At 44.5% G+C, this 24,678-nt stretch carries 22 protein-coding genes and 3 pseudogenes; 23 read left to right on the top strand and 2 right to left on the bottom strand.

The window, feature by feature from the left end:
- From GZ1_RS13465 to GZ1_RS13435, 8 genes and pseudogenes are all read left to right on the top strand, one after another.
- Positions 1-1,189, top strand: a 1,189-nt coding sequence (locus GZ1_RS13465; protein ID WP_306304591.1) for an RNA-guided endonuclease InsQ/TnpB family protein, incomplete at its 5' end; no start/stop codon positions are given.
- Positions 1,190-1,372: 183 nt separating this feature from the next.
- Positions 1,373-2,653: pseudogene (locus GZ1_RS13460) on the top strand (phospho-sugar mutase); the annotation flags it as partial.
- A gap of 14 nt (positions 2,654-2,667) precedes the next feature.
- Positions 2,668-3,639 carry a UDP-glucose 4-epimerase GalE gene (gene galE / locus GZ1_RS13455; RefSeq protein ID WP_060788678.1) on the top strand — a complete coding sequence of 324 codons (972 nt, stop codon included), beginning with the start codon at positions 2,668-2,670 and terminating at the stop codon, positions 3,637-3,639.
- 61 nt (positions 3,640-3,700) lie between these two features.
- Positions 3,701-3,864: pseudogene (locus GZ1_RS19950) on the top strand (YwzD family small protein).
- A gap of 603 nt (positions 3,865-4,467) precedes the next feature.
- On the top strand, positions 4,468-6,090 hold the full coding sequence (locus tag GZ1_RS13450) for a DUF262 domain-containing protein (protein WP_060788677.1): 1,623 nt from the start codon (positions 4,468-4,470) through the stop codon (positions 6,088-6,090).
- Between the two features lie 211 nt (positions 6,091-6,301).
- Positions 6,302-7,735: a caspase family protein gene (locus tag GZ1_RS13445; RefSeq protein WP_060788676.1), complete on the top strand. Its 1,434-nt coding sequence runs from the start codon at positions 6,302-6,304 to the stop codon at positions 7,733-7,735.
- A 148-nt stretch (positions 7,736-7,883) separates the two neighbouring features.
- Positions 7,884-8,756 carry a HipA domain-containing protein gene (locus GZ1_RS13440; protein ID WP_020755210.1) on the top strand — a complete coding sequence of 291 codons (873 nt, stop codon included), beginning with the start codon at positions 7,884-7,886 and terminating at the stop codon, positions 8,754-8,756.
- A 1-nt stretch (position 8,757) separates the two neighbouring features.
- Positions 8,758-9,504: an HIRAN domain-containing protein gene (locus tag GZ1_RS13435; RefSeq protein ID WP_050367931.1), complete on the top strand. Its 747-nt coding sequence runs from the start codon at positions 8,758-8,760 to the stop codon at positions 9,502-9,504.
- Between the two features lie 360 nt (positions 9,505-9,864).
- On the opposite strand, the gene GZ1_RS18425 is transcribed toward GZ1_RS13435, so the two are convergent.
- Complete coding sequence (locus GZ1_RS18425) at positions 9,865-10,203, bottom strand: nucleotide pyrophosphatase (protein ID WP_083509312.1); 339 nt, start codon at positions 10,201-10,203, stop codon at positions 9,865-9,867.
- 203 nt (positions 10,204-10,406) lie between these two features.
- Here GZ1_RS18425 and GZ1_RS13430 point away from each other — a divergent pair, with 203 nt between their 5' ends.
- From GZ1_RS13430 to GZ1_RS13405, 7 genes and pseudogenes are all read left to right on the top strand, one after another.
- On the top strand, positions 10,407-11,279 hold the full coding sequence (locus GZ1_RS13430) for a magnesium chelatase domain-containing protein (RefSeq protein WP_255211297.1): 873 nt from the start codon (positions 10,407-10,409) through the stop codon (positions 11,277-11,279).
- 139 nt (positions 11,280-11,418) lie between these two features.
- A complete protein-coding gene (locus tag GZ1_RS18420) occupies positions 11,419-11,706 on the top strand; it encodes a hypothetical protein (RefSeq protein ID WP_083509311.1) in 288 nt (95 codons plus the stop codon).
- Positions 11,707-11,805: 99 nt separating this feature from the next.
- Positions 11,806-12,720 carry an RNA-guided endonuclease InsQ/TnpB family protein gene (locus GZ1_RS18415; protein ID WP_255211298.1) on the top strand — a complete coding sequence of 305 codons (915 nt, stop codon included), beginning with the start codon at positions 11,806-11,808 and terminating at the stop codon, positions 12,718-12,720.
- A 193-nt stretch (positions 12,721-12,913) separates the two neighbouring features.
- Positions 12,914-13,210 (top strand): annotated as a pseudogene (locus GZ1_RS13420) (ATP-binding protein); the annotation flags it as partial.
- Positions 13,211-13,661: 451 nt separating this feature from the next.
- A complete protein-coding gene (locus GZ1_RS13415) occupies positions 13,662-13,952 on the top strand; it encodes a DUF3467 domain-containing protein (RefSeq protein ID WP_020755204.1) in 291 nt (96 codons plus the stop codon).
- Positions 13,952-14,347 carry a hypothetical protein gene (locus GZ1_RS13410; RefSeq protein ID WP_023634263.1) on the top strand — a complete coding sequence of 132 codons (396 nt, stop codon included), beginning with the start codon at positions 13,952-13,954 and terminating at the stop codon, positions 14,345-14,347. The genes GZ1_RS13415 and GZ1_RS13410 overlap by 1 nt, the downstream gene beginning before the upstream one ends.
- The gene (locus GZ1_RS13405; protein ID WP_033005702.1) at positions 14,316-14,573 is read left to right on the top strand and encodes a DUF2283 domain-containing protein; all 258 of its coding nucleotides are present in this window, start codon (positions 14,316-14,318) and stop codon (positions 14,571-14,573) included. The genes GZ1_RS13410 and GZ1_RS13405 overlap by 32 nt, the downstream gene beginning before the upstream one ends.
- Before the next feature lie 209 nt (positions 14,574-14,782).
- Here GZ1_RS13405 and GZ1_RS13400 read toward each other — a convergent pair whose 3' ends face one another.
- Entirely contained in the window at positions 14,783-15,235 is a 453-nt protein-coding gene (locus GZ1_RS13400) for an N-acetyltransferase (protein ID WP_020755202.1), read from the bottom strand.
- A gap of 1,203 nt (positions 15,236-16,438) precedes the next feature.
- Between GZ1_RS13400 and GZ1_RS13395 the strand changes: the two genes are divergently transcribed.
- The 8 genes from GZ1_RS13395 (at position 16,439) to GZ1_RS13365 (ending at position 24,330) form a co-directional block, all read left to right on the top strand.
- Complete coding sequence (locus GZ1_RS13395) at positions 16,439-17,161, top strand: vWA domain-containing protein (RefSeq protein ID WP_217996041.1); 723 nt, start codon at positions 16,439-16,441, stop codon at positions 17,159-17,161.
- Positions 17,162-17,268: 107 nt separating this feature from the next.
- A complete protein-coding gene (locus tag GZ1_RS13390; protein ID WP_060788673.1) occupies positions 17,269-18,294 on the top strand; it encodes a PP2C family serine/threonine-protein phosphatase in 1,026 nt (341 codons plus the stop codon).
- Between the two features lie 85 nt (positions 18,295-18,379).
- Entirely contained in the window at positions 18,380-19,681 is a 1,302-nt protein-coding gene (locus tag GZ1_RS13385; RefSeq protein ID WP_071990903.1) for a protein kinase domain-containing protein, read from the top strand.
- A 16-nt stretch (positions 19,682-19,697) separates the two neighbouring features.
- Positions 19,698-21,203, top strand: coding sequence for a TcaA NTF2-like domain-containing protein (locus tag GZ1_RS13380; RefSeq protein WP_060788672.1), 1,506 nt, complete (start codon positions 19,698-19,700; stop codon positions 21,201-21,203).
- A complete protein-coding gene (locus GZ1_RS13375) occupies positions 21,190-22,524 on the top strand; it encodes a glycoside hydrolase family 3 protein (RefSeq protein WP_020961437.1) in 1,335 nt (444 codons plus the stop codon). The genes GZ1_RS13380 and GZ1_RS13375 overlap by 14 nt, the downstream gene beginning before the upstream one ends.
- Before the next feature lie 179 nt (positions 22,525-22,703).
- The gene (locus GZ1_RS19880) at positions 22,704-22,934 is read left to right on the top strand and encodes a hypothetical protein (RefSeq protein ID WP_128754855.1); all 231 of its coding nucleotides are present in this window, start codon (positions 22,704-22,706) and stop codon (positions 22,932-22,934) included.
- 69 nt (positions 22,935-23,003) lie between these two features.
- Positions 23,004-23,297 (top strand): transposase, encoded by a 294-nt coding sequence (locus GZ1_RS19875; RefSeq protein WP_060788671.1) that lies wholly within the window; start codon positions 23,004-23,006, stop codon positions 23,295-23,297.
- A gap of 520 nt (positions 23,298-23,817) precedes the next feature.
- A complete protein-coding gene (locus tag GZ1_RS13365) occupies positions 23,818-24,330 on the top strand; it encodes a hypothetical protein (protein ID WP_060788670.1) in 513 nt (170 codons plus the stop codon).
- Positions 24,331-24,678: the final 348 nt, after the last annotated feature.

The following is a 24,678-nucleotide window of genomic DNA, read 5'->3' as shown; positions in this document are numbered from 1 at the left end:
AGGATCCACCATGCTTCGTGGGCAAAAAGTGGCCTTCCGGGCATCGAAGGCGGACCTCGAGCGGCTTCGTGCCTGTAACCGCGAGTCGGCTCGCGTCTGGAATGAATGCCTTCGATTGGCCAAAGAGCATTTCCTTCAACACGGCCGCTGGATCTCGAAAAGCGAGCTGCAAAAACAAACGAAAGGGCGATTCCATCTTCACAGCCAGTCCATTCAAGCCGTCTGCCACCAATACCTCTTCGCCCGGCAATCCGCTCGAGCCGCTATCCAGAAAGGACATCGCCACGTTCGTTATCCGTACAAGCAGAAGACATTTTTCAACACCAAATGGGCAAAAGACGGATTCACCATTCATGAAAATGGGAAAATCACGTTGTCCATGGGCATCCATGGTGGAAAACGCGAAAAACCGATTATCGTCTACGTCTCACAGCTGCCGCAGGGAACGATCAAAGAAATCGAATGTTGTTATGATCATGGCTGGTATCTTGCCATCACCTATGACGATGGCCAGGAAGCGAAAGCGTACCAGCCGGGGCATGCGGTTGGCGTCGATCTTGGCGAAATCCATACGATCGGGGCGTTTTGCGAAAACGGCCAAGCCCTCCTCATCACGGGGCGAAAGGTGCGCTCGCTTCACCGGCTGCGAAACAAAAAATTAGCCGAGATTCAACGCCGTCAATCGAGATGCCAAAAAGGGTCCCGGCAATGGAAAAAGTATGAACGGGCCAAGAAGTACATCTTATCGAAATCGGAACGCCAGCTGCGCGATGCCCTTCATAAAACAACGAAACAGTTTGTCGATTGGTGCCGTGCCCAATCGGTTTCCGATGTGTACATCGGAAATGTCGAGGGAGTCCAGCGGCACACGCGAAAGAAAAAACGGGCCAGCCGGAAACAAGCGCAAAAGCTCTCGAATTGGTCATTCGGGAAAACCAAGAACTATCTGGCCTACAAATTAGCCCAGCACGGCATTCGCCTGAAAGAGATGGACGAATCGTATACGAGCCAGACATGTCCTGTCTGCCGGAAACGAAAAAAAGTGTCGGGCCGAATTTTCGCCTGTTCTTGTGGATATAAAGAACATCGGGACGTTCATGGAGCCCGAAATATCTTGAGCAAGGCGGTGCATGGACATATTCTTCCTTGGTCGGTACCGACGAAGCTCACGTATCTACGGATTGCGTAAGCAAGAAGTAGTAGACGGGCCGGACCGCCCCATCGGTCAAAAGCCGATGTTGCTTACCGAATCGGCCGGGAAGACTTCCGATGCGTGCATCGAGCGGGAGAAGAGAGCCTTCTTCTGCGCCGAAGCTTCTTCGGGCGAGTGGTAAGAAACTCCTATCTCTAAACGGAGTGTAGGTGGGAGAGGTTCATAGTGTATGGACAAGACGGCGGACAAATCCCGCCAGCTGTGGCAGATGCGATTATTCAATACGTCAATGCCGTCGAAAATGAATTGACGGTTGCAGTAGCAAGCGAGCAAGAACTTCTGGAAAACGGACTGCTTACATATATCGGCGAAGAAATCGATGAAGCCTACCTTCAGCAATTAAAAACGATTCAACTCAATCCGGAAATGGTCGCGGAAGTGGCGAAAGAGTTAAAAATTGTTTTTTCTCCTTTGCATGGGACAGCCAATAAGCTAGTCCGCGCTGGTTTAAAAGCATTCGGCTTTGAAAACGTGACGGTTGTAAAAGAACAAGAACTTCCAGACCCGAACTTTTCCACTGTTGCTTCGCCAAATCCGGAAGAGCATGCCGCGTTTGAATTGGCGATTCAATACGGCAAAAAAATCGATGCCGACATTTTAATGGCGACAGATCCGGATGCGGATCGGCTTGGTGTGGCGGTGAAAAATTTAGATGGCGAATATGTCGTGTTAACAGGCAACCAAATGGGCGCGTTGATGCTGGAATATTTATTATCCCAAAAGCAGGCAAAAGGAATTTTGCCGAAAAACGGCGTCGTTGTGAAAACGATCGTGACGTCCGAAATCGGCCGCGCGATTGCCGAGCATTATGGTTTGCCAACGATCGATACGTTGACTGGGTTTAAATTTATTGGCGAGAAGATTAACGAGTTTGAACGGACGAAAGAATACACGTTCCAATTCGGTTATGAAGAAAGCTATGGCTATTTAATCGGCGACTTTGTCCGCGACAAAGATGCGGTGCAATCGGCGATTTTTGCCGCGGAAGTAGCGGCTTATTATAAAGCGCAGGGAAAAACATTGTATGAAGGGTTATTAGAGATTTTTGAAAAATACGGTTACTATCGTGAATCATTGCGTTCGCTAACGTTAAAAGGAAAAGACGGCGCCAAGCAAATCGCGAACATTTTAGCGGCCTTCCGCAAAGAACCGCCGAAAGAAATCGCCGGTGTGGAAGTTGTCGCGATCGAAGACTATTTGATAAGCAAACGCACCATTGTCAAGACAGGGGAAGAACAGACGATTGACTTGCCTCGTTCGAACGTGTTGAAATATCATCTTGCGAATGGCGCATGGTTCTGTTTGCGTCCATCAGGCACAGAGCCGAAAGCGAAGTTTTACTTTGGCGTGAGAGGAACATCGTTACAAGAGAGCGAAGAACTTGTTGCCGCATTAGAAAACGCGGTAATGGCTATGGTCCATCAAATAGTTAATGTATAATTGGGGGATTGTATATGATTCTCGTTGTCGGCGGAGCCGGTTATATCGGAAGTCATTTAGTGAAAGAATTAGTGAAAAAAGAGCAAGTGATCGTGCTTGATAACTTATCGACTGGCCATCGCTATTTAGTGGATGACCGCGCGGTGTTTGTGCAAGGGGATTTAGGGAACAAAGCGGATCTTGAGCCGATTTTTGAAAAATACCCGATTCAAGCCGTCATGCATTTTGCGGCGAACAGCTTAGTCGGCGAATCGGTGGTGAATCCGCTGAAGTATTATCAAAACAACGTTGCCGCTACATTAACATTACTAGAAACGATGCTAAAGTATAATGTGAAAAACTTTATCTTCTCATCAACCGCGGCAACATATGGAATTCCGAATGTCGAATTGATTACGGAAGATTGCCCAACAAATCCAATTAATCCATACGGTCGCTCAAAGTTGATGATCGAGCAAATTTTAGCGGATTTTGCTTCTGCGTATGGACTCAACTATATCGTCCTTCGCTACTTTAACGCGGCTGGGGCGCACGAGTCGGGAGAAATTGGCGAAGACCATAACCCGGAAACGCATTTGATTCCGCTTGTCTTGCAGCACTTGTTAGGCCAGCGCGACAAAATTTCCGTCTTCGGTACGGACTATGATACACCAGACGGGACATGCATTCGTGACTATATTCATGTCACCGACTTAGCGAAGGCGCATATTTTAGCGTTGGAAGCATTGTTGGCGGGCAAAAAGAAAACCGCCGTTTACAATCTTGGCAACGGCTTAGGCTATTCCGTCAAAGAAGTGATTGAAACATGCGAGAAGGTAACCGGCCGCAAAGCTGTTATTGAATACACTGACCGCCGCCCGGGCGACCCGGCGCGCCTTGTCGCTTCCTCGCAAAAAATTTATGAAGAACTTGGCTGGAAAGCGGAATATTCGTTGGAAGAGATTATTGCAAGCGCGTGGAAGTGGCATAGCCGAAATACTAAGTAAATTCAAAGCCTCCTGTTGAAGTAATTCAGCGGGAGGCTTATTTATGTTGGAGGTGACTGTTGTGACGAAGAAAAAGAATCTGCGACCAGAAACCGAGCGTTTCAAACATATATTGATCAAAGCGTATCAACGAGGGGAATTGTCCGCAATATGACCGCGAAAGACATGGTTCGGGAGCTTGTTCATCAGTTAAAACCAATTTTTAAAGGGAATCATCATAAGTAGTATTGGGAGGTATGTATGTCATCGTTTCAACAGCTGCCAAAGTCGATAAAAAACGATCCGCTACATTCTTCAAGATGTCCAGTCGCTCGAGGAGTTGGAGTGGATGGAAAAATGATTTATATTCAAAAACGGAAGAAGGAACTGAATCCTTTCAACCGGGGAGGATGGCGCTTTTGGCGAATGTGGTTATTGACGCATGTGGGGGATTGCTTTATTCGTTTGTGCGAATTTATTTACGACGGATATGTTCTGAAATGTAAAATTACGAATTCCCTCTATGTTTTGCATCATGGTTATAGAGATCCTCTGCTTCCTCTTCTAGCTATACCCGCTGCATCCATTCCATTGGTGAACTTCTCCATAACTACCCCATAGATGCTTCAAGATTGCTTTTTGTTATCTTCGCTTACGAGGAATCCTTTTTTACATAAAATTTCTTCCTCAATCATTACAAAACTATGATATGGATTGGTTTTTGAGAAGAAATCATTAATACGGTTGGGGTCAACATGTGTGAATAAGGGGAGAGTTGTAAAAACGTAAAATCTGTATTATAGATGTATGTGTAAAAGTAAATCTGGCTACTGGGGGAGATGATGCTAAATGGAGGCAAGTGAAAAAAAGATCAACGAGATACTGACGGAAAACAAAATTTATGAAATTCCTCCTTATCAACGGCCGTATTCTTGGGAGAAAAGCCATGCGCGCGAGTTGATAGAAGATATTTGCCAAGCTTATCAGCGTAATGACCCTGAATACTTTATCGGATCGATTATTACGATTGAAAAAGAACGCAACCGCCGTTATGAAGTCGTAGACGGCCAGCAGCGGTTAACGACTTTAAATATTATTTTTGCGGTTATGAAGCAGTTGATCACGCATCCTTCTAGTGTAGAGGATATTCAAAAACGAATTATGCCGGTAAACCCTTATACGGATGAACCGGAGCAGCCTCGCCTGATAGTCAGAAAGCAAGATCAAGCATTTTTCCAGAAGTATATCCTCATGGGGGAAGATATAAGCTCTGCACAAGAAATGAGTGAAACTCAAGCGAAGTTTTATGACAATATGCTTGAAATCAAACAAGTAGTTTCAGAATTCAGCGAAGTCGAGTTGCGGCGGTTGGTCAATTATATTTTAGAACATGTATATGTTGTCTTTGTGGTCACCGATAACTTTACCTCCGCCTACCGGCTTTTTAATGTCTTAAATGCGAGAGGAATGTCTCTTTCCAACGGGGATTTATTAAAAAACCGGCTGTTTGAATATTGTGAAAGCAAGCCTCTTGAGAGAAGCCGAGTGGAAGAATGTTGGAATGAACTGGAGAATATCGTTGGCATTCGGCAGTTAGATAATTTCTTAAGCCATTTGCGGACTTCGATCAAAGGGAACAAGCAGCAGGAAATTCTTTATCAAGAGTTTGATGAGATCCTTGAAGAATATAAAGAAGCTCCCGCTCGTTTCGCTGAATTTCTCCTGCGCTCGGCTCATCATTATGAAAAAATTATGGAAAACGATTTCGATAATCATCTTAAGACGCAAAAACTCATCTCTTCCCTCCATCGGGTTGCTCATGATGAGTGGATACCTCCTGTGCTTGCGTTTCTAAATAAACCGGTGCCGGATATGGAATTCGCTGATTTTGTTGAATTAATGGAAAAAATCACGTACCAAAACTGGGTTCGCCGGCTTGGCAAAACAAAGCGAAATACGGTTTATTATCAAGTGATTAATTTGATCAATAAAGGATGTTCAGCGGATGAACTGATTGAAACGGTTAAAAAATATGCGGATAATAAAGAATTTGAACAATTGATACGTGCGGATATTTACCATTCTCCTGCTGTAAAAGCAATACTCCTTCGCTTGGAACAAGAAAGCCAAGATCAGAGCGTGGTAAAACAATTCCATGGACGAATTACGGTGGAGCACATCCTTCCGCAAAAGCTAAAAGATGAATATTGGATCCAACGTTTCACGCCTGATGTTCATCAAGAATTGGTTCATAAGCTTGGGAATTTGACTTTATTAAGCGGTACGAAAAATTCAGCTGCGCAATACTATTCGTTTGATCGTAAAAAGGAAATTTATGAAAAGCGAAACAAAAAAGTATCGTTTGATCTTACGAAAGAAATATTAGAGGAAAAGGAATGGACAAAGGACCAAATTCTTTCCAGACAAGAAAGACTGGTCAAAAAGGCAATGGAAATTTGGGGAATTCAATAGGGATTATGCCTGTTGTTTCTTGAATGTAGCTACTGTTGTCTATGAAGTTCCGACTGTTAATTGGTTGTCGTAAATACAAATTTTTATAATCGATTCTGAATATAAAGTGATGGTGTTGGGTTACAGTTCCAATTTGTAGATTGTTCGTAATCATATCTCTATTGCCATACAAAAATCAAATTCAGATGTTGATACGATAGGGTGATCAACAATGGTTTATAAAGCTTTGCTTATAGCAGTAGACCAATATTTAAATACTTCCCCTCTTCCTAATACAGTTAATGATGTTAGTGAAATAAAAAGATTGTTGTTAGAACCTCCGTCGTTTTTTAAAAAAGAAAATGTAGAGGTGTTTCAAGGGAACATTGCAAAGCGGAATATATTACACTCCGCTTTAACGTCCTTTTTTGAAGATGCTTCTCCAAATGATATATTATTTCTTTTTTGGGCAGGTCATGGCTTTTTGCATAATAATGAAGGTTATTTTGTTCCTTTCGATGGCGATGCTTATAATCCAGAAGATTCCATGATTAAAATGACAGATGTAAGAGATTTGATTGATCATACTATTGCTAGTACTGTACTGGCGTTTTTTGATACTTGTCATAGTGGTGCCATTGCAAGAAATATACAACATGAAATGGCAAGAGGCCTAGAGGTAAAAGGGTCGGGGAAAGTATTGATCGCTGCATGTACGTCAAATCAATGGGCGTGGGACAGAAATGGCCACGGTGCTTTTACGGATTATCTCATTAGAGGGTTGGAAGGCGAAGCTGCTGATGCAAACGGTGAGATTGATGTATATAATTTGTACTCCTATGTAAGCAAAAAAGTTGCTGAAGAGTTTAAGGATCAAACACCTGTAATGAAAAGCACCCTCACAGGGAAACCGTTATTATTAAAAAGAGTAGTGAAAAGAGAAGGTCAAAGTTTCGGAACGAGTCCAGCTATTGAAACGAAAATCGTAAATTCTTCAGGAGCGTATTTTTGGTTAGGTGATTTAACTTGCGAATATGACGAATACCGTGAACCAAAAGCAGGCACATATGAATTGGTATTGAAGAATCCTGATAGCAAAACGGAAAGAACGTTAAAATTGATGCAACAAAATAGCGGTCAATACGCTCTTTCAGTCCGAAATTTTGCTGATATGGTTACGATTGAAAATATTCGTGTTGAATCGCAAAAGGAGGATACAACAGTTACTATAACCCTAGTAAGTTTGGGGGACTATAGTTCATTTACCTTTCCTGAAATGTCTATCAATTTGATGGGAAAAAGATTATCAGCGGATGATATTGCTATGTTGCGAGTAAGGAGAATATTATTTGGTGAAGAATTACCTCGGTATGATCATTCTTCCGTATTGTTAGAAAGTATGATTATAAACCCCTCTAATGCAAAGATACAAGTGATTTCAAACCTTTTGCGTATCTTGAAAGAAAAAGGTTACACTATGGAACAGATCCGAGGAAAAGTGGTAGAACAACTCATTTTAACTGGGACACTACAGGAAATTGAGGATTTAACATTTGTTGTTGAGAATGGGGTAATCAAAAAAGTGCGCCTCCAAGGTTATCGTCCAAAATATTACGCAAATGTGGAACCAACAAAAATAGAAATCAATGAATCAGTAAATATTTAAAAAATAGTTTCCAATCATATTGTCCTTTTTTGGTTTTTGATGACCGAAATTTTAAATCGTTACGCCGTAATTTTATGATGAATGATAAATTTGCATCATTTAGTGTTAAAATACATAGTAAGATTGTACGAAAAAGGAACGATTAGCATTGTTGAGAGATGTCAGTAAGTGGGAACGAGTCGGGTATGGTAGAAAAAGTACACTGGAGAAAGAGGAATTGATATCTCCAGAGAAAATACATTATCTTATAAAATACCCGCGGCAGTTTAAAGAAGGAGTTTCTTGGGAGGATATTACAGAACTAATTGCCGCTGAAATTGGAGCTATATTTGGTTTAGAAATGATGAGTGTTGAGATTGTAACCAGAAACGGTAGAAGAGGATGTCTTCTACGAAATTTTGTAAAGGAATATGATGCAAAAATGGCTGAAGAAGGTGGAGTTTTATTATCAGCGCTAGTCGACGATTATAAGGAGCTCCAAGAATCCTCGTTGAAGGACATGGAACTCATTGATGCTGGATTCAAAATAATGAAGAAATTTGTGTATTGGGAGACCATAAAATCAGAGTTTATAGATATGCAATTGTTTGATATTCTTATTGGCAATCAAGATAGGCACCCATTTAATTGGCAATTGCTATTTCTTGAAACAGGAGCAAAATTCTCTCCCATTTATGATAACGGTGCTTCTTTAGGGTTTCGATTTGAAGATGAAAAGCTGATACAAATGGTCTCGAATCCCCAAGAAATGAACAAATATACGGAAAAAACAAGGGTTAAGGCGGGTATATTTGAAAAGAAAAAGGTCAAAGCTAAAGACTTGTTAACATATATTAGTAAAAACTTTACAGATGAGTTTAATCAAAGTATCCAAAAGTTAGTTGAATTTGATTTAATAAGGTATTCTGATTTTATTCAATCATTAGATATTTTAAGCGAGGCACAAAAAGACTGGTTATTGAATATAGTGCCTTTTCGAAGAAAGAAAATATTGGAGTGGATTGGAAGGGATGATCAATAACATGAAAAAAGTTCATACACTTTTAGTGGTTTGGCAAAATCCTAAAACCCGTTCTTTTTATCATATAGGAACTCTTTCTCATTATGATGGCTATTATGAGTTCACTTACACCTATAATGCCTCTGGTCACGGAAAACTGAAAGATGCATTGAATAACGGGTATATGTTGCATCCGGCTTTCCCAGACCCAACTAAAATATATCGATCAAAGGAGCTGTTTCCGGCGTTTGAACGCCGATTGCCGTCACCAGATCGTGCGGATTTTAAAGCCATTTTGTCCGATTTAGGTCTGGATGAGAATTCCACTAAGATGGACTTGCTTCAACAAACACGTGGGCGGTTAGCCAGCGACACTTATTCTTTTGAGCAACCGCTGCGTCTTGAAGACGATGGAAAGCTGCGTGTCAGCTTTTTTGTTCATGGCATGCGCTATCAAAATCTTCCTCAAAATTGGGCAACATGGCTAGCCATTAACGAAACGTTGAAATTAGTACAAGAACCAACAAACACTTATGATCCCCATGCTGTTGCTATCTATACTCACGGAGGGAAGAAGCTTGGATATGTTCCAGCCTTTTATAGTAAGGCCGTCTTTTCCTTGTTAGAAAATGGAGCGAACCCTTCTGTTCGTGTTGTGTATATGAATGAAAAATCAACTCCTCATTGGTGGCTGAAAGTAGCCTTTGAGTGCGAGATTCCTTCTTTCCAAGGTGCAACATTGGATGAATTAGCCCCTGTTATGGGATAATACCTGCCGTGCTTCGAAGTTTGTCAAAGATTTAACATTAGCAGGGATGGCTTGATCCATTGCCATGGCTATTTATAACCCTCGGCAACGGCTTAGGCTATTCCGCCAACGAAGTCGTTGAAACAGATGAAAAAGGGACCAGTCGCAAAGCCGTCATGGAATCCAACGACTGACTGAGCGCTCCGACGTGCTTTGTCGCCTCATCGGAGAAGATGGATAAGGAAACTGGACTGAGAAGCGGAATATTCGCTTGAAGATAATATTTTCAGTGCATGGAAGCGGCATCGTGGAAATGTGAAGGAAATACAGAGCCTCCCGCTGAAGGAGTGTTGTCAGCGGGAGGCTGATTGTTTATCTGCGTCAATCAATCAGTGTTAAAATCCAATCTTTTAAATCAATCATGCGCAAATGTTTTGGGGACGAATCTGTACCAGTTACAATCATCGGTACTAGTGAATCTTGTTTATGAAGTCCCCCATGGCTTGCTCCTCCAACATGAGTTGGAGAGCCTTCACCGATAAATTCAAATCCCGGTTTAGCACTTGCAACAAGATAATTTCCTCCATGAGAAGTCAGCGAGCTGTACAATCGGGCCAGTGCATCCGGATATTCATCATAAAAAATCTTATTGTTCTTTACCGTAAGATTCAAAACGCCTGCATCTCCTGCTAGATCCCACGATTGTTCATACTCATCCACCAATGGCCCATTCGGTTTAAAAATGAGTCTTCCCGGTCCAGGCAATGACATCCACTCTGTCGTCTTTTGCAGCGTTTTCGCGATATCCGGAAGTGGCGCTCACCACCCGAAATTTGTCGAAATATTGGTAATTGAAAGATAAAGGGGAGGGTATTACAATGATGGGTGAGAACTAATGTTCTGTGATTGGGAGGGATGGATGAGTGACGGTGAAGATTTTAAGCATTGGGTTAAGGGGGTTAGAAGGGTATCGGGTGCAGGTGGAGGTGCAGGAGGTGCCTGGGATTGCGGCGATGGTGATTGTTGGGTTGCCGGATGCGTCGGTGAAAGAGGCAAAGGAACGTGTTCTTGCTTCGCTTTATGCTTTCGGATGCGATTTTTTTGATAAAAGGCTCGTTGTTCATTTGTCTCCGCCGGAGCGGAAAAAGCATAGCCCGATGTTTGATTTGGCGATGGCGATTGGGATTTTGAAGGCAATGGATAAGCTGACAGCGCCGGTTCCCTCCGATGCAGCGTTTTTAGGTTCGTTATCGTTGGATGGAGCGATTCAGCCGGTGGATGGCATGCTTCCAGCGATATTGGCAGCAAAGAAGCTCGGTTTTCAAAAAGTATACCTTCCGTATGATCCCACACTTCCGCTTCATCATTTGAAAGATCTCGATTGTATCTTTGTTCAGACATTGGAAGAAACGGTGCAATATCTGCAAGGACAACGCGTTCTTTCGTTACCCCCAGCTTTTCGCACTCCTGAAATCATAGACTCCCCGCGAAAGCATCATCGGGATTTTCAATCGATTATTGGCCATCATCAAGCAAAGCGAGCATTGGAGATCGCAGCGGCAGGCGGACATCACGTGTTAATGGTTGGACCGCCTGGGTGCGGGAAAAGTTTGTTGGCGGAAACGTTTCCGACGATTTTGCCGAGCCTTTCTCATGATGCGCAGTTAGAGGTGATCAGTTTGTACCAGCTGGCAGGGGAAAAAATCGAGAGCGGCCATCCGCCTTTTCGTCATCCGCATCATTCCGCTTCATCGGTTTCTTTAACAACCCATACGCCGCAAGTCCCCCGCCTCTAAGCGAAGCGGAGGCGGGGGATACGCGGCGTCCTTTTTTTTACTTTTGATCAAAAAAAGTAAAAAAATGGGAGAATCGATGAAAAAAGAATATAGATTTTCGATTATTCATATTTTATATTATAAGTAAGGAGGTGAAAGGATGTATCGAACGGTCAAAATACCTTTTCAAACATCAAAAAAAGATATCGATCGATTATTCGAATGCAACCGAATATCGGCTCAAATTTGGAATGACTGTTTAGTCATTGCCAAAAACTATGCATTAAAGAATAATGGAAAATGGATCAACCAAACCGAACTTCAAAAACAAACGAAGGGCAAATACCCGATCCATAGCCAAAGCATTCAAGCCGTATGCCATAAATATTTGAATGCCAGAGACAGCGCCAAAAAAGCCAAACAAAAAGGGCTATATAAGTTGCAATAAAGATTTTCCGATTGTTCGATTCTGTTTTCCTTCATAACAAGTCATTTTGATAGAATGCAGCGGGCGCTCTACTGGATGTAAAACAAAGTTTCAACTTATATAGATAACAAATATCCGTACAAACAGAAAAAATATTTCAACACGAAATGGGCAAATAACGGATTTATCATTCACCCAAATGGGACCATTGAACTGAAAATGGGTCGCTGGGAAAGAAAAAACCAACCTCCTATTGTAGTGAAAATCGATAAAGAACAAATTCCAAACGGCACTGTCAAAGAAATCGAACTCATTTTTGATGCGAAACATTGGAAACTCATGCTTTGCCTCAGTTATGAAAACGGTGAACAACCAACTACTAAAAAAGAAGGAACTATCGCTGCCGGTGATCCTGGCGAAATTCACGCCATTAGTGCCGTCAGCGAAAACGGAAGCAGCATCATCATCACCGGTAGAAAAATAAGAAGCATTCATCGCCTTCGAAATAAAAAAATAGCAGAACTGCAAAAAAAGATGTCCAAATGTAAAAAAGGTTCGCGTAAATGGAAAAAATATAACCGCGCGAAGCAATATATTTTATCGAAAAGCGAAGCGCAATTAAAAGACTGCTTGCATAAAACGACCAAACAATTGGTCGATTGGTGTTTGGAACAAAACGTCAAACATTTCATGATAGGCGATGTCGAAGGCGTCCAGCGCAACAAAAAGAAAAAGCGATCCAAATTGGTGAACCAAAAATTATCGAACTGGTGTTTTGGCAAACTCTACGACTATTTGAAATACAAACTAGAAGCTAAAGGCATCACTTTTGAAAAAGTGGATGAATCGTATACCACGCAAACATGTCCTGTTTGCGGGAAGAAGAAAAAACCTTCTTCTAGAAATTTTATTTGTGCTTGTGGTTATTCTCAGCATCGGGATGTCCATTCGGCATGCAATATTCTTACAAAACACTTATATGGAGAATTCCGACCGATGAAAATAACGAACCACAAGTATCTACGGATCGCGTAAGCGAGAAGTAGTAGATGGTGAGTTCCCACCCTTCATGCTTTGGCATGATGTTGCTTGCTATTTCTTTCTGTTGTGTTTCCGTGCTTGGTCACGAGATACACGGGAAACCCGGTGTATCGTGAAACACCCGGAAAGAAAAAGGCAAGAAACCCCCACTTCAACGCCTACAGGCGTAAGTGGGGGAGGTTCATTTGGCGGGGGAACACACCCAAAGCCTGGCGAAGTGTCGCTGGTACATCGCGGTGTTTTGTTTCTCGATGAAATGGCGGAATTTGCGAAAAAGACGCTGGATATGCTTCGCCAGCCGTTAGAGACGGGGAAAGTGACGATTAGCCGTATTTCGTCGACGGTGACATATCCTGCGGACTTTATTTTGCTTGGGGCGATGAATCCGTGTCCGTGTGGATATTTAGGCTCAAGAACGCGCTATTGCACATGTAGTCCGAAACAAATTCAAGCGTATCGAAATCGTGTTTCCGGGCCGATTTATGGAGCGTTATTATGGTAAATGGATTGACAATGACAGCGGAATGTTGGAAGTGAGTCGATATATTCATCTCAATCCTGTAGAAGCTCATATGGTGCATGCGCCGGAACATTACCGATGGAGAGTTTATTTGTATATGCATCCAAAATCGCTGCCCCCGAAATTTATGAATATGGATGCATGATTAGATTACTTTTCAGGCACAAAAACAGAGCGGAAGAAAAAATATGCTGAATTTGTGAGGGGGTGAGGGTGCCTGTCACTTGTCAGCCATCGAAAGCGCGTGGAAATGGCATCAGCGGAAAGGACGATGATTAGGCCGCCCCTTGGTGGGGCGGTTTATTTATAGGCATTTTCTATATACAGCGGTTTCCCTAATGAAATGAGTGCAAGAAAATTCTTTAAGGTATAAAATATAATTACAATACCGTTTTAAAAGGGAGAGGAAAGGTATATGGAAGGGAATATGGAAAAGAGACCCTTCAATGTTTATTGTAATTCCATTAGTTTAAGTATGAGTCTTCATGATATTATCCTTAATCTTCAACAGCAATCGCCCGATGGAAATATATACCTCGGAAAGGTTACTATGAGCCCACAACACGCCAAACAATTTGCCTATTTGTTATTGAATTACATTAAGCAGTATGAAGAGATATTCGGTGAAATCCCTTCCCCGCCAAGCGAGGAAAAGATTCAGGAACTTTCGCAATTAGGTATTATTGGTGTGAAGAGTGAGCAATAATGGAAGGTAACAAGATCAATACAGACTACATATTTATAACTGAGGACCCTCTAGGCAGAGAGGTGCGGCTTAAAAGCACAACATGGAATTATCATATTGTTGGTGGGGATCATACAAGGGAAGAGTTTATAGGCCAAGAAGATATGGTCAAGAGCGTCATTCAAGATCCTTGTTTTATATTGCCAAATAATCCGGACGATCAGCATGATACAAGACAAAAATATATAGATCTTGTGCAATTGCCTAAGTTTAAGTCGCTAAAGGCGTTGGTCGTTATTGTCGACCATGAAGATGAAGCGTATGGTGACGTTGTTACCGTCATCGCCAAAAGCAGGTTAAACCAAGAGACAGGAGGTGCGATTTATGTTCGTCCAAAATTTACAGGAAAACGTTAAATACTCCTATGACTATGATCACGATGTTCTTTATATTTATTTGGGCGAACCAAAAGTGTCGTACGATGACGAAGCAGCTCCTGGTGTGTTTATCCGGTTTTCTGAAGAGGATGAGGTCATCACTGGCATTGTGATTATGGACTACAAGAAGCGGGATATTGAGCGTATAAAGAAGTTGATACCGGTGAATATTAATTTTCATATGATTAACGAACAAATCCATTAGTTTTGGTCGATTTTGCCTCTGCTATGGGCTCAACGATGTCGTCCTTCGCTATTTCAATGCCGTTGGGGCGCACGAGTCGGGGGGAATTGGCGAAGACCTCACATTTCGCACCCTCTCGACAAAGAAGCAGGTGTCAACCGCTCTGTCGCAGGGCGGTTGTTTTCAAGCAAATCTCCCACCTTTTCGCGGTTGCGCAGGTGGGAGAAGGGTCAAATGTATTTGATCATGGCTGTTTCATCGCAACAGTCCAGCTTGGGGCAATTGACACAGTCAATCCACACTTTTTCAGGCAACGTTGCTTTTTCGGCGATTTCAAATCCGCATTTTCGAAAAAACTCAACTTGGTAAGTGAAGGAGATTAACCGCTTCACCCCGAGTCTTGCCGCTTCGTTCGCAATATGGTCGACGAGCATGCGGCCGATTCCTTTCCCCATATGGTCAGGCGATACGACTAACGAACGGACTTCCCCAAGATCGTGCCCTAGGATATGCAACCCAGCGACTCCAACGATTTGGTTGTCTTCCCTTGCCACATACATGCATTGCAAGTGCTGGTAGATGGATAACAACGAACGGGGCAAAACCAAGCCTTTTTCCGCATAGTGTTGAATTAATGCGTGCATTTCCTTTACATCGCTGGTGACTGCGTGGTCGATTTGCATCGGGTTCCCTCACTATCGTATGATTATAGATTTTCTTTTTATAAATATACGATATTTTGTGTTTATATTCAATCGCGAATTTGCTGAGGCTGCCCGGTGCCGCATTTCTTTGCAAGCGAACCCTAGGTGAATGGTTGCGCTTTTTGGTTCAGGCGGGTATGCAGTTTCCACTCTCTTTTTCGCTGCCCCCCTCTTTTTGGCTGTCTTCCACCTCCCCTTTTGATCGCGTTGTCCGCTTTTTTTGCCCTTCTTCTAGAACGTGTCATTGCTGTTTGTCCGGTTGAAGTGTCGAACAGCTGTTTCGTCAAGCATCCAACGCTCATTTTCCTTCATGGAATGCCCGTATCCGTCCCAACGCTTGGCGAGCGCCATGCCGTTTCCATTGTCATAGGTTTTGATGAATTCGTGGAATAAAAAGGGTTTTTTGAGGGTATATAGAATCAGTTATAAATGGCATGAATTTCTTTTCACTTTTCATGGCCGATTGCGCTGCGGTGCACTGGAAAAGGCCGACGTTTGGGGTGAAATGAACAGAGAGTCTTCAGCGGGAAGGAAGGGCATAAGGTTGATGATGGGGGAAGCAATATCAGCTGGAAATGATTTTGCATGGGCGAGGCAATCCCGTTAACTGGACGCAGAAGCCAGTCAATGTTTACCTGAAAAACGCCGCCGGCGGTAGCGTCAAAAATTTTATGAAAACTCCACACAGACCATTCCGTTGCGCATTGTCACGCTCAGCGGATAGACAATGATCTCATATTGAGTCCTGATGATTATGAAGCAAATAGGCGAATCATTGAGGTAACAAAGTTTGTCACTTCTTTGTTTTGGCTGTTGGGTGTCGTTGCCGCCATGATGGCCGGAAACAATAGGGGCGCAAGCTTTTTCGCCCAACCATTGCAATTCCAGGGGAAGCCCCGAGTGTGGAGGGTAAACTTTTGACAATGCCCTGAACATGAAAGGGGCTTGGAGTTGTAGAAGGAACAGGTCCCAATGAAAATGGGGAAATTCTCCTGCTTTTTGTTGGAAGGGTTTGAAAGGTGGGCTGAATGTTGCTTTTGAAGTCCCGGTGAAAACCGATTTTTTTGCAAACCAAAAATCTACAAAATAGTAAAAATCGTATTCTATTATGCCGATAAAAGATATAGAATAGTAAGCATAAATGACTATTGACTTATGAAAAAAGAATTAGGGGGGTCTACGGTGACTGTCATTCCAACATTGGAAGGGAATATTGCGAAACGAACATTGCAATTTTTTTGGATTGCCGACTGCTCCGGTTCTATGATGGGGGCTAAAATTGCCTCTCTCAATCAGGCGATTCGGGAAGTGATTCCTGAGATTCGCTCCGCCTTGGCAGCGCATCCGGAAGTGCAAGTGATGATGAGGGCGATTAAATTCAGCGATACGGCCAGTTGGCATGTGGGTCCTTCCCCTGTTCCGATCGAAAACTTTGTTTGGCGGGACCTGCAAGCGAACGGGTTGACTGCGACGGCACAGGCGATTCACTTGTTGTGTGAGGAACTGGACATCGAAAAGATGAACAGAAGGGGATTGCCGCCGGTCTGCATCCTGTTATCAGACGGGTTTTGCACAGATCCGCCAGAAGAATACGACCAAGCCATTCAAAGACTGAAATCGCTTCCTTGGGGGAAAAGGGCTGTTCGGCTTGTGATCGCGATCGGGGATGAGTATGAGTATGATGAACAAGAGTTGCTGAAGTTTGTAAGCCATAGTGAGATTGGCGTGCTTAAAGCCCATACTTCCCAACAGCTCATTCAGTACATAAAATGGGCAAGCGTCACCGCCACAGTGGGGGCATCGGTTGGGAAAAGTTACGTTGGGAGCGGCAGCCCGTCGACTAACGTTGCCTTGCCTTCTCCTCCCGTTGTTCAGACGACGGATGATGATCTCGATGTATTTTAAGGGCATGGAGGGGCTTTATGAGTGATATAGGAGGAACGCATCAAAAAATATACAACCATTCCGCCTATGGCTGTTATACGATCGTTTCGGTTCAAGGAGCTTCTCATGTGAAAAATCAACAGCCTTGTCAAGACGCCTTTGCCTGCCTGGAAGATAGCGAAACGGGCGGGCCGCTCATTATCGCCATCGCCGATGGCCATGGCGATAAACGGCATGATATGAGCCATTATGGCGCAAAGCTCGCCACCCACATAGCGGTTCATGTGTTGAAAGATTTATATGAACAGCTGAAGCAGTCGAGAACATATTTATTTCGCAGCTTCCGGGATGATTTTCTTAAAGAAGTCGTCAAGCAGTGGAAAAAAGAAGTGTTGGCGCATGCGTCCGCACATGACATTGATGGGACGGATCCGTCAAAGGTGTACACGAGATACGGAACCACGTTGCTGGTGGCATTAGTATGTGAGGAAGAGGCGTTAGTCGGGCAGATTGGAGACGGTGACATTCTTGTGATTGATGGGAAAAATCGCCCCATCCCGTCCCTGGATAAAGGGGACGATTTAGTCGGGAATGCCACCTACTCCCTCTGCTCGCCAGAGGCTAACCGCTTTTGGAATGCGGCCCGTATTCCCCGTCCGCTAGGCAATAAATTTTTGATGATGAGCACGGATGGGCTTTCGAATTGTTTTGAGGACGACGACAATTTTTATAAATTTGCCTCGAGCCTCGCTGAATATGTGGATCGCCATACCTTTTCCTCGGCCAGCGATGCATTTCCTTCATTGCTATTCACCTACTCAAGCAGGGGAAGTGGAGATGATATTACTCTTGCCCTGTTGAAATTTAAAAACATATCCACCCCCCATATGCGGCCGGACACCCAGGAAGAAACACGTCCGTCCGATACGATGGAGGAAAAAGAGCCGGCGGCTGTCTTGGAAGCGGATGAAGAACGTGACAAAAGCCGTTCGCTGGAAAGCGGGAAAAGCGAGTCGTGCACCTATCGGTTAGGTCCGTTATCGAAAGAAACTTACAGAAAAGCAGGCGGGAGTATCTATAAGCCTGTGTCATTAAACAACGACAAATTGCAAGGTCCGATCATTAATATAAGGCCTAAAGATGAGTTGCAATAAAGACCCTTAACGAAAAGGTACATGAATACAGCCGGGAAGGTGAAGGACAGTGTTATTGCAGGAAAACGCAACCGTTCAAACTTTGATGACGAAGGAAACATTAACGGTAGTGAAAAAGCTGGGGGAAGGGGGGCAAGGGGCCGTTTACCTTGTCGAAGGGCAAAAGTTGGGAAGAAAGGCATTGAAGTGGTATAACCATGAGCAGGCGACGGAAGAACAAATGAAAATCATTCTGGATCTCGTCCAACAGGGCCCCCCGAGCGGAGCGGCTGGAAAACGATTTGTATGGCCCATAGACCTTGTATGCTCTCCTCATTCTTCTCAGTTCGGTTACTTGATGGACTTGATTGATACCCAGCGATTTGCGGAGTTGGGCGAAGTCTGGGCGAAACGGAAACCAGCGCCAACGATGAGAGCGTTGTGCAGGATCTCCTATGCGGCCGCCGATTCATATAGGGCATTGCATTTGCGAGGGTTATGCTACCGGGATATTTCCGCCGGCAACATTATGTTCGATCCTGTGCAGGGGGATGTGTTGATTTGTGATAACGACAACATTGGGGTAAACAATCAGTCCGACGCTCAAGTGTGGGGGACGATGGAGTATATGGCCCCCGAAGTGGTTCGGAAAGAAGCGAAACCGTCAACAGATACGGATCTTCATTCGTTGGCTGTCTTATTGTTTCAACTTTGGATTTGGCATCACCCGCTTCACGGGAAGATGGAATATGAAGTCCGCTCATGGGATTTGATCGCCAAACAAAAAATTTATGGCCAAAACCCAGTGTTTATTTTCGATCCTGTCAACCCGGAAAATCGTTTGCCTGATGATCCTGATTATGAAACGGCTAAACGTCGGTGGGAGGTATGCCCGCAACCGTTGAAAGAGAAATTTATCCAGGCTTTCACCATCGGGCTGCATGATCCTAAGCGCCGCGTCACAGAAGGAGAGTGGAGAAAATTATTTTTAGAGCTGGAAGACTGCATTACGCAGTGCCCGCACGATTCGGCGGAGAACTTCTGGAGCGAAAAACAGCCTAATGTGCGTTGTTGGTATTGCCAGCAGCCTGTCCCTGTTCCGCCCAAACTTTTAGTAAAATCAGCGGCTGGGAAACAGTATATCGTATTAAACAAAGGAACGAGCATTAAAAGACGGCATATCGATCCATCCTCAAAGGAGGAGCAATGGGCCGAACTTGTCGGGGAGGTCGTGCAAAATCCGGCGAACCCGTCAGTTTGGGGAATACGCAATCACACCAATGTTCCTTGGAAAGCGACAACCCTCGCTGGGGCTGTTCGGGAGATTCCTCCCCAAAAATCGGTCCCTTTGCAGGCAGGGGTAAGAATACAGTTTACCGCGTCCACGGAAGGAACCATTCTTGGTTAGGGAGAGGCGATGAAACATGAGTGCCAATGATCCCGCTAAAGAGGCGTTAAAAAAGATCATCAGTCAACATGGCGCTTCAATTTGTTCGGAGCCAAAGCGTCTTCAATCTATGCTTCACGATATGACGACAGAACCGAAAGGGAAAATCAAAGCTCTCATCAGCGCCGTAGAAGAAGGGGTTTCTCAAGAGATCGCGCAATATCCGGACGAACAGTTGGACGATCACTTTTATCACCGAATGGTGGCGCGGCTGCATCAAAACGCCGCGATTGATCTCCAAATTGCTGAGTGGGCTGTCGGATGTTGGGGGGAAGTGCTGGATAAGGCGGTTCCAGAACGTGCAATATTGGAAGAGGAGGAAGAGGCTGCACAGGGAGCCGCATCCCCTCCTTCCGTTTCGATGCCGTCACCTAGCCCAAGTCCGTCCGCCGCCGCTATACCACCGCAACAACCGGTGAGCGTTCCAGCCCCAGTTGCACCGATCCAGCCGAGGAGAAGCAAATTATCTGCCGTTTTCCGGTTCGCGGTCGTATGTTTATTGCTATTCGGTGCATATCGGCTGTTCTTTTCACATGAGGAAGAACGAGAGGAAGCATCACAGCCTTCCGTCGCTGCAGATGTGGCGGGTGAGGAAACAGAAAACAGTCATGTTGACGAAACGGATGCGGCAACTGCGCAGGAGAATACAGCTCCCGAACAGGTTGCCGCAGAAACTGACTCAAATTTGACATCTTCCGTATCCGAACAACAAGTCCGGACTTTTATGAAACGGTACATTACTTTGGCGGTAGAATCCATTAATCAGCGCGATTTTTCTCTCATTGAGGACCTCATTGATCCCAATGGGCCTGCATACCAAGAAACGCAAAATTATCTTCAACATGTCGGTGAAGAAGGCATTACCGAAAAATTGGTCACCTTGGATGTGCAACAAGTCGAAGTGGTGGACGAAAGTCGCTTTAAAGTACGAACATACGAAGAATATGAAATTAACTATAATGGCGAATCAGAGAAAATTAAAAGTTTTCGCAGTGAATTCCTAATCGCGGTTTCACCGGACCGCACCTTGAAAGTTCAAGAGCTGCTCAGCACTGACCAAATCAACAGCTATGACATTCCAAGCGAGGATTATGGCGCGGACGTGGCCGAAGGAAGTGAAGCTGGGGCGGTGGAGAGCACCGTAAGGCAACATTACGCCAGCATCAGCAATGATGATTTTGAGACTGCCTATGACTTGTTTTCGAGCGACCGAAAACGGAAAGTGACGATGGCAGGCTGGGCGGATGGGCTGCAACATAATATAAAGAATGAAGTGAATACCATAGAAGTTACCGCTCTCGATGGCGAATCTGCAACAGCCTATGTGGAGCTGACGTCTTATGATGATAACGGAGACGGGACGGTGCTGGTTCAGCAGTGGGGCGGATACTGGTATCTCATTAAAGAATCCGGTCGTTGGGTTCTCGACGACGCGGACATTCAAAAACTCGACTCTAGGGTGGAAAGCTATGGGGCGTTTTGACAGACGGAGGAAACGAACGATTTCATTGGCATCTATTTTGTTCATTCTAATGCTTTCACTAGTCATCTGTCTATCGGCCTATGCCGTGGTGATTCATCAACAAACAAATTCAAAAGCGGCCGACCGTTCTGCGAGTCAGCCTGAAAAACAAAATGCGGCGAACCGTCCACAATTGCAAGCCGACGACAGTCGTATTGTCAAGCAGCCATCGGTCACCTTTTTTGAACCGTCGTCCAACATAGACGAAAAACTTGATCGGCTGATCGAAACGATGAGCCTTCGTGAAAAAATCGGGCAGTTGGTCATTGTCGGATTTCCATCCACCCAACCGGATGAACACATAGAGCGAATGATTCGGGACTATCATGCGGGCGGGGTGATCTTATATGACCGCAACATGGAAACACCCGAACAAGTCGCCAATTTAACTAGCCGGTTGCAACGGTTGGCGATGGAAAACCGCTTCCAAATCCCGCTCGTCTTTAGCATCGACCAAGAAGGGGGAAAAATTGTCCGAATGCGGCAATACGTTTCCCCCATCCCTTCTCAACAAATATTAGGCAAAAGCGGAGACGGCGCAAAAGTGTACCAAACCGCTCGGCGGACAGGGGCAGAACTCGCCGCGATGGGCATTCAAATCAATTTTGCCCCGGTGCTGGACTTATCTGCTATAGACAGCCGGTCATTTGGAACCGATCCGGTTGTAGCGGGAAGGTTAGGGGAAAAGGTCGTCACGGGGCTGGCCGATGCGGGGGTGACGCCGGTGCTCAAGCACTTTCCGGGAAACGGGCGCAGCCAGACAGACCCGCACCATGACACGTCTTCTGTTCAAGCATCCGAGCAGGATCTTGAAAACAAGGACATTTTTCCTTTTAAGCGCATTATCACAAATATAGACCATCATCGTTTTTTCGTTATGGTCACCCATATTAAATATCCGACATATGACAAAGAAAATCCAGCCAGCCTGTCTCCGGCTATTATTCAGGGATTGCTGCGGGGAAAATTGGGCTATGAAGGCATAGTGGTGACCGATGACTTGGAGATGGGGGCGGTGAGCAAGTATTTCACCTACGAGGAACTCGGATACCGGGCGATCGCCTCTGGCGCCGATTTGTTGCTTGTCTGTCATACTTTTGACAATCAAAGAAAAGTGATGGACGGAATCTGGAATGCCGTGCAAACCGGAAAGCTGTCCGAGGAGCGAATCAACGAATCGGTAAGGCGGGTGTTAAAATATAAATTAACCCAATTTCCTTCCATGCAAAGCATTTACGCAAATCCTGCCACAGCGAAGCGGGTGGTGGGAAAACAAGGGTAAATGGAGAGGGGACATCAAAAGTTTCATAGAAATCGTACATCACCATCTCATGGAGCGGCGTACGGCATTCCCGGAGTCGTATTCACCCGTGGCCGACGTTCGCTAAAGGTGCAAAAGAGACGGCAAGGGAGACGGGGACAGAAAGACGGTTATAAGACAACCACCGTTCATGTTGCCAAATGGACAAGCTGTTGCGATTGTCTCTTGTTTTTTCTTTTTCAGCTGACATCGGTGGCCGGGCAGTCGAGGAGTTGGTCGAGGTGTACTGGCAAAGCAAAGGGCTGGTATCGTCGCAGAAGCCGAAAGTCCAGAAATTCTTGAAAGTGATTAGATATTCCGTTGACGTGACGGAGCGAACGCAGATGGCCCGTTTTGAGATCGTCACGCTTGACCGTCGTTATCGTCAATGAGAGGGAGAAATCGCTGTCCTGGATGGCGGGCTAACTGCCATCGTGCAGACAACGATGGAATACCAGTGGATGAAAACCGTAGTCGGTTTAGGCGATGCCGCCATTGTTGACTTGTTAGCTGAGATCGGAAGTTTTGCCCATTACTGGAATTCGCGACAGTTGATCAAACTAGCGGACCTAACGCTCAAAGATCACTCCTCCGGTCAGCACAAAGGGCAAAAACAGGTCTCGAAACGGGGGACGAAAACAGCTGTGCTCCATACTGTTTTGGGTGATGATTCCCTGGTTCACCACAATGAGGCGTTTCGCGCATTGCATGAGTATGACACGACCCGGGCGGTAATCCCACTGTCGAAGAGGTAGTCAATTTTTGGTGCTATGCGGCAAGTTGTTAAAGGTGCTGTTTACGATCCGCACAAAGCAACGGACGTTTGACGCAGAGCGAATGGTGCAGGACATCCTGCCCCAAGTTCGACATCGGGCGGCCTAGTGCCTTCCCCCGTGAAAAGAAGAGACGCTTGACAATAGGATGACACCGGGGCAGCTAGCGTAATACGACCCATTCGACCTTAAGACCCGAACTGAGCCGGTCTTTGCCTGATGACGAGACCGAACGGGGGAATATTGGTGTGAAGATGACGGGAGACATGGGGGGTTTTTCCTCATCAGCGATGCAGAGATCCAAGGATGCATCGAATACGTTTCCTCCGTAACAGGAAAATGTACTCAGTCGTGACTGTGAAGCGCACCCTAGGTCTGTAAGATATCCACAAAACTGAAAAAGGATGTAAGGGATTTTGTCGAAAAATATTTTTTCGGCACCCCTGAGAGGCCGAAAAGCCTTGATGCATCAACATTTCTAGAGGGAGGATGTTTATACTGGATGAGAAGATTTATTTCCATTTTAATTTCTTTAGTAATAATCTACGGAATGTTTTTCACAGATTTTCATATTTCCGAAGCCACTGACAAAAGCTATACAATATTATGGAAAACATATTATTTTAAAGACTCTGAGCATGTTATAATTAAAGACAACCTTAATTTTACTGATGGATTAAACAATGGATTAGCCTTGTTAGGTAAGGTGTTTAAAATGTTGTTTGTGGGTGGCTGGGATCTGTATACCTCATTAGATGACTTTATTTCACTTCTCAAAGTGAGTATTTTTATAAATATCATATTGAGGATTTTGTTAATCCCAGTAAGTATCGTAATAGCAATGTTAGCAATGTTAATAGCACTCCCTGTATACTTATATAAACTTTTATTTTTTAAAGCGGCAGTAAGTTATTATCTTGGCTTTTGTGTGTCTTTTTTTGGCCTGTTATTTATTTCGAAATATATTGACGATTCCGATTCCAAGAGCAAACAATCTCAAACAGTAGAATCCTGATTACTTGTATGGTTGCCTGTTACTTGTCGAAAAAAGCCATTTATAACCTATGCAACAGCTTAGGCTATTCTGTCAACGAAGTGATTGAAACATGTGAAAAAAGTCATCGGTCGCAAAGCCGTCATTGAATACACCGACCGCCGCCCGGGCGCCCTTTGTCGCCTCATCACAAAAAATTTATGATGAACTCGGCTGGAAAATGGAATATTCGTTGAAATCATTGAAAGCGAGTGGAAATGGTACAGCTATATACATGCAACATAAAGAGTTAACTTCTCATCCTGCACACCCTAAGCGCTGCAGCACTTCCTCCGGACGTTCGTGGATGTAGTTGACAAACCGAGTAAT

The organism is Geobacillus zalihae NBRC 101842, assembly GCF_001544135.1.
GTDB classification, from domain to species: Bacteria; Bacillota; Bacilli; order Bacillales; family Anoxybacillaceae; genus Geobacillus; species Geobacillus zalihae.
The sequence above is the reverse complement of the archived record's forward strand: the minus strand, read 5'-3'. Positions and strand labels throughout refer to the sequence as shown.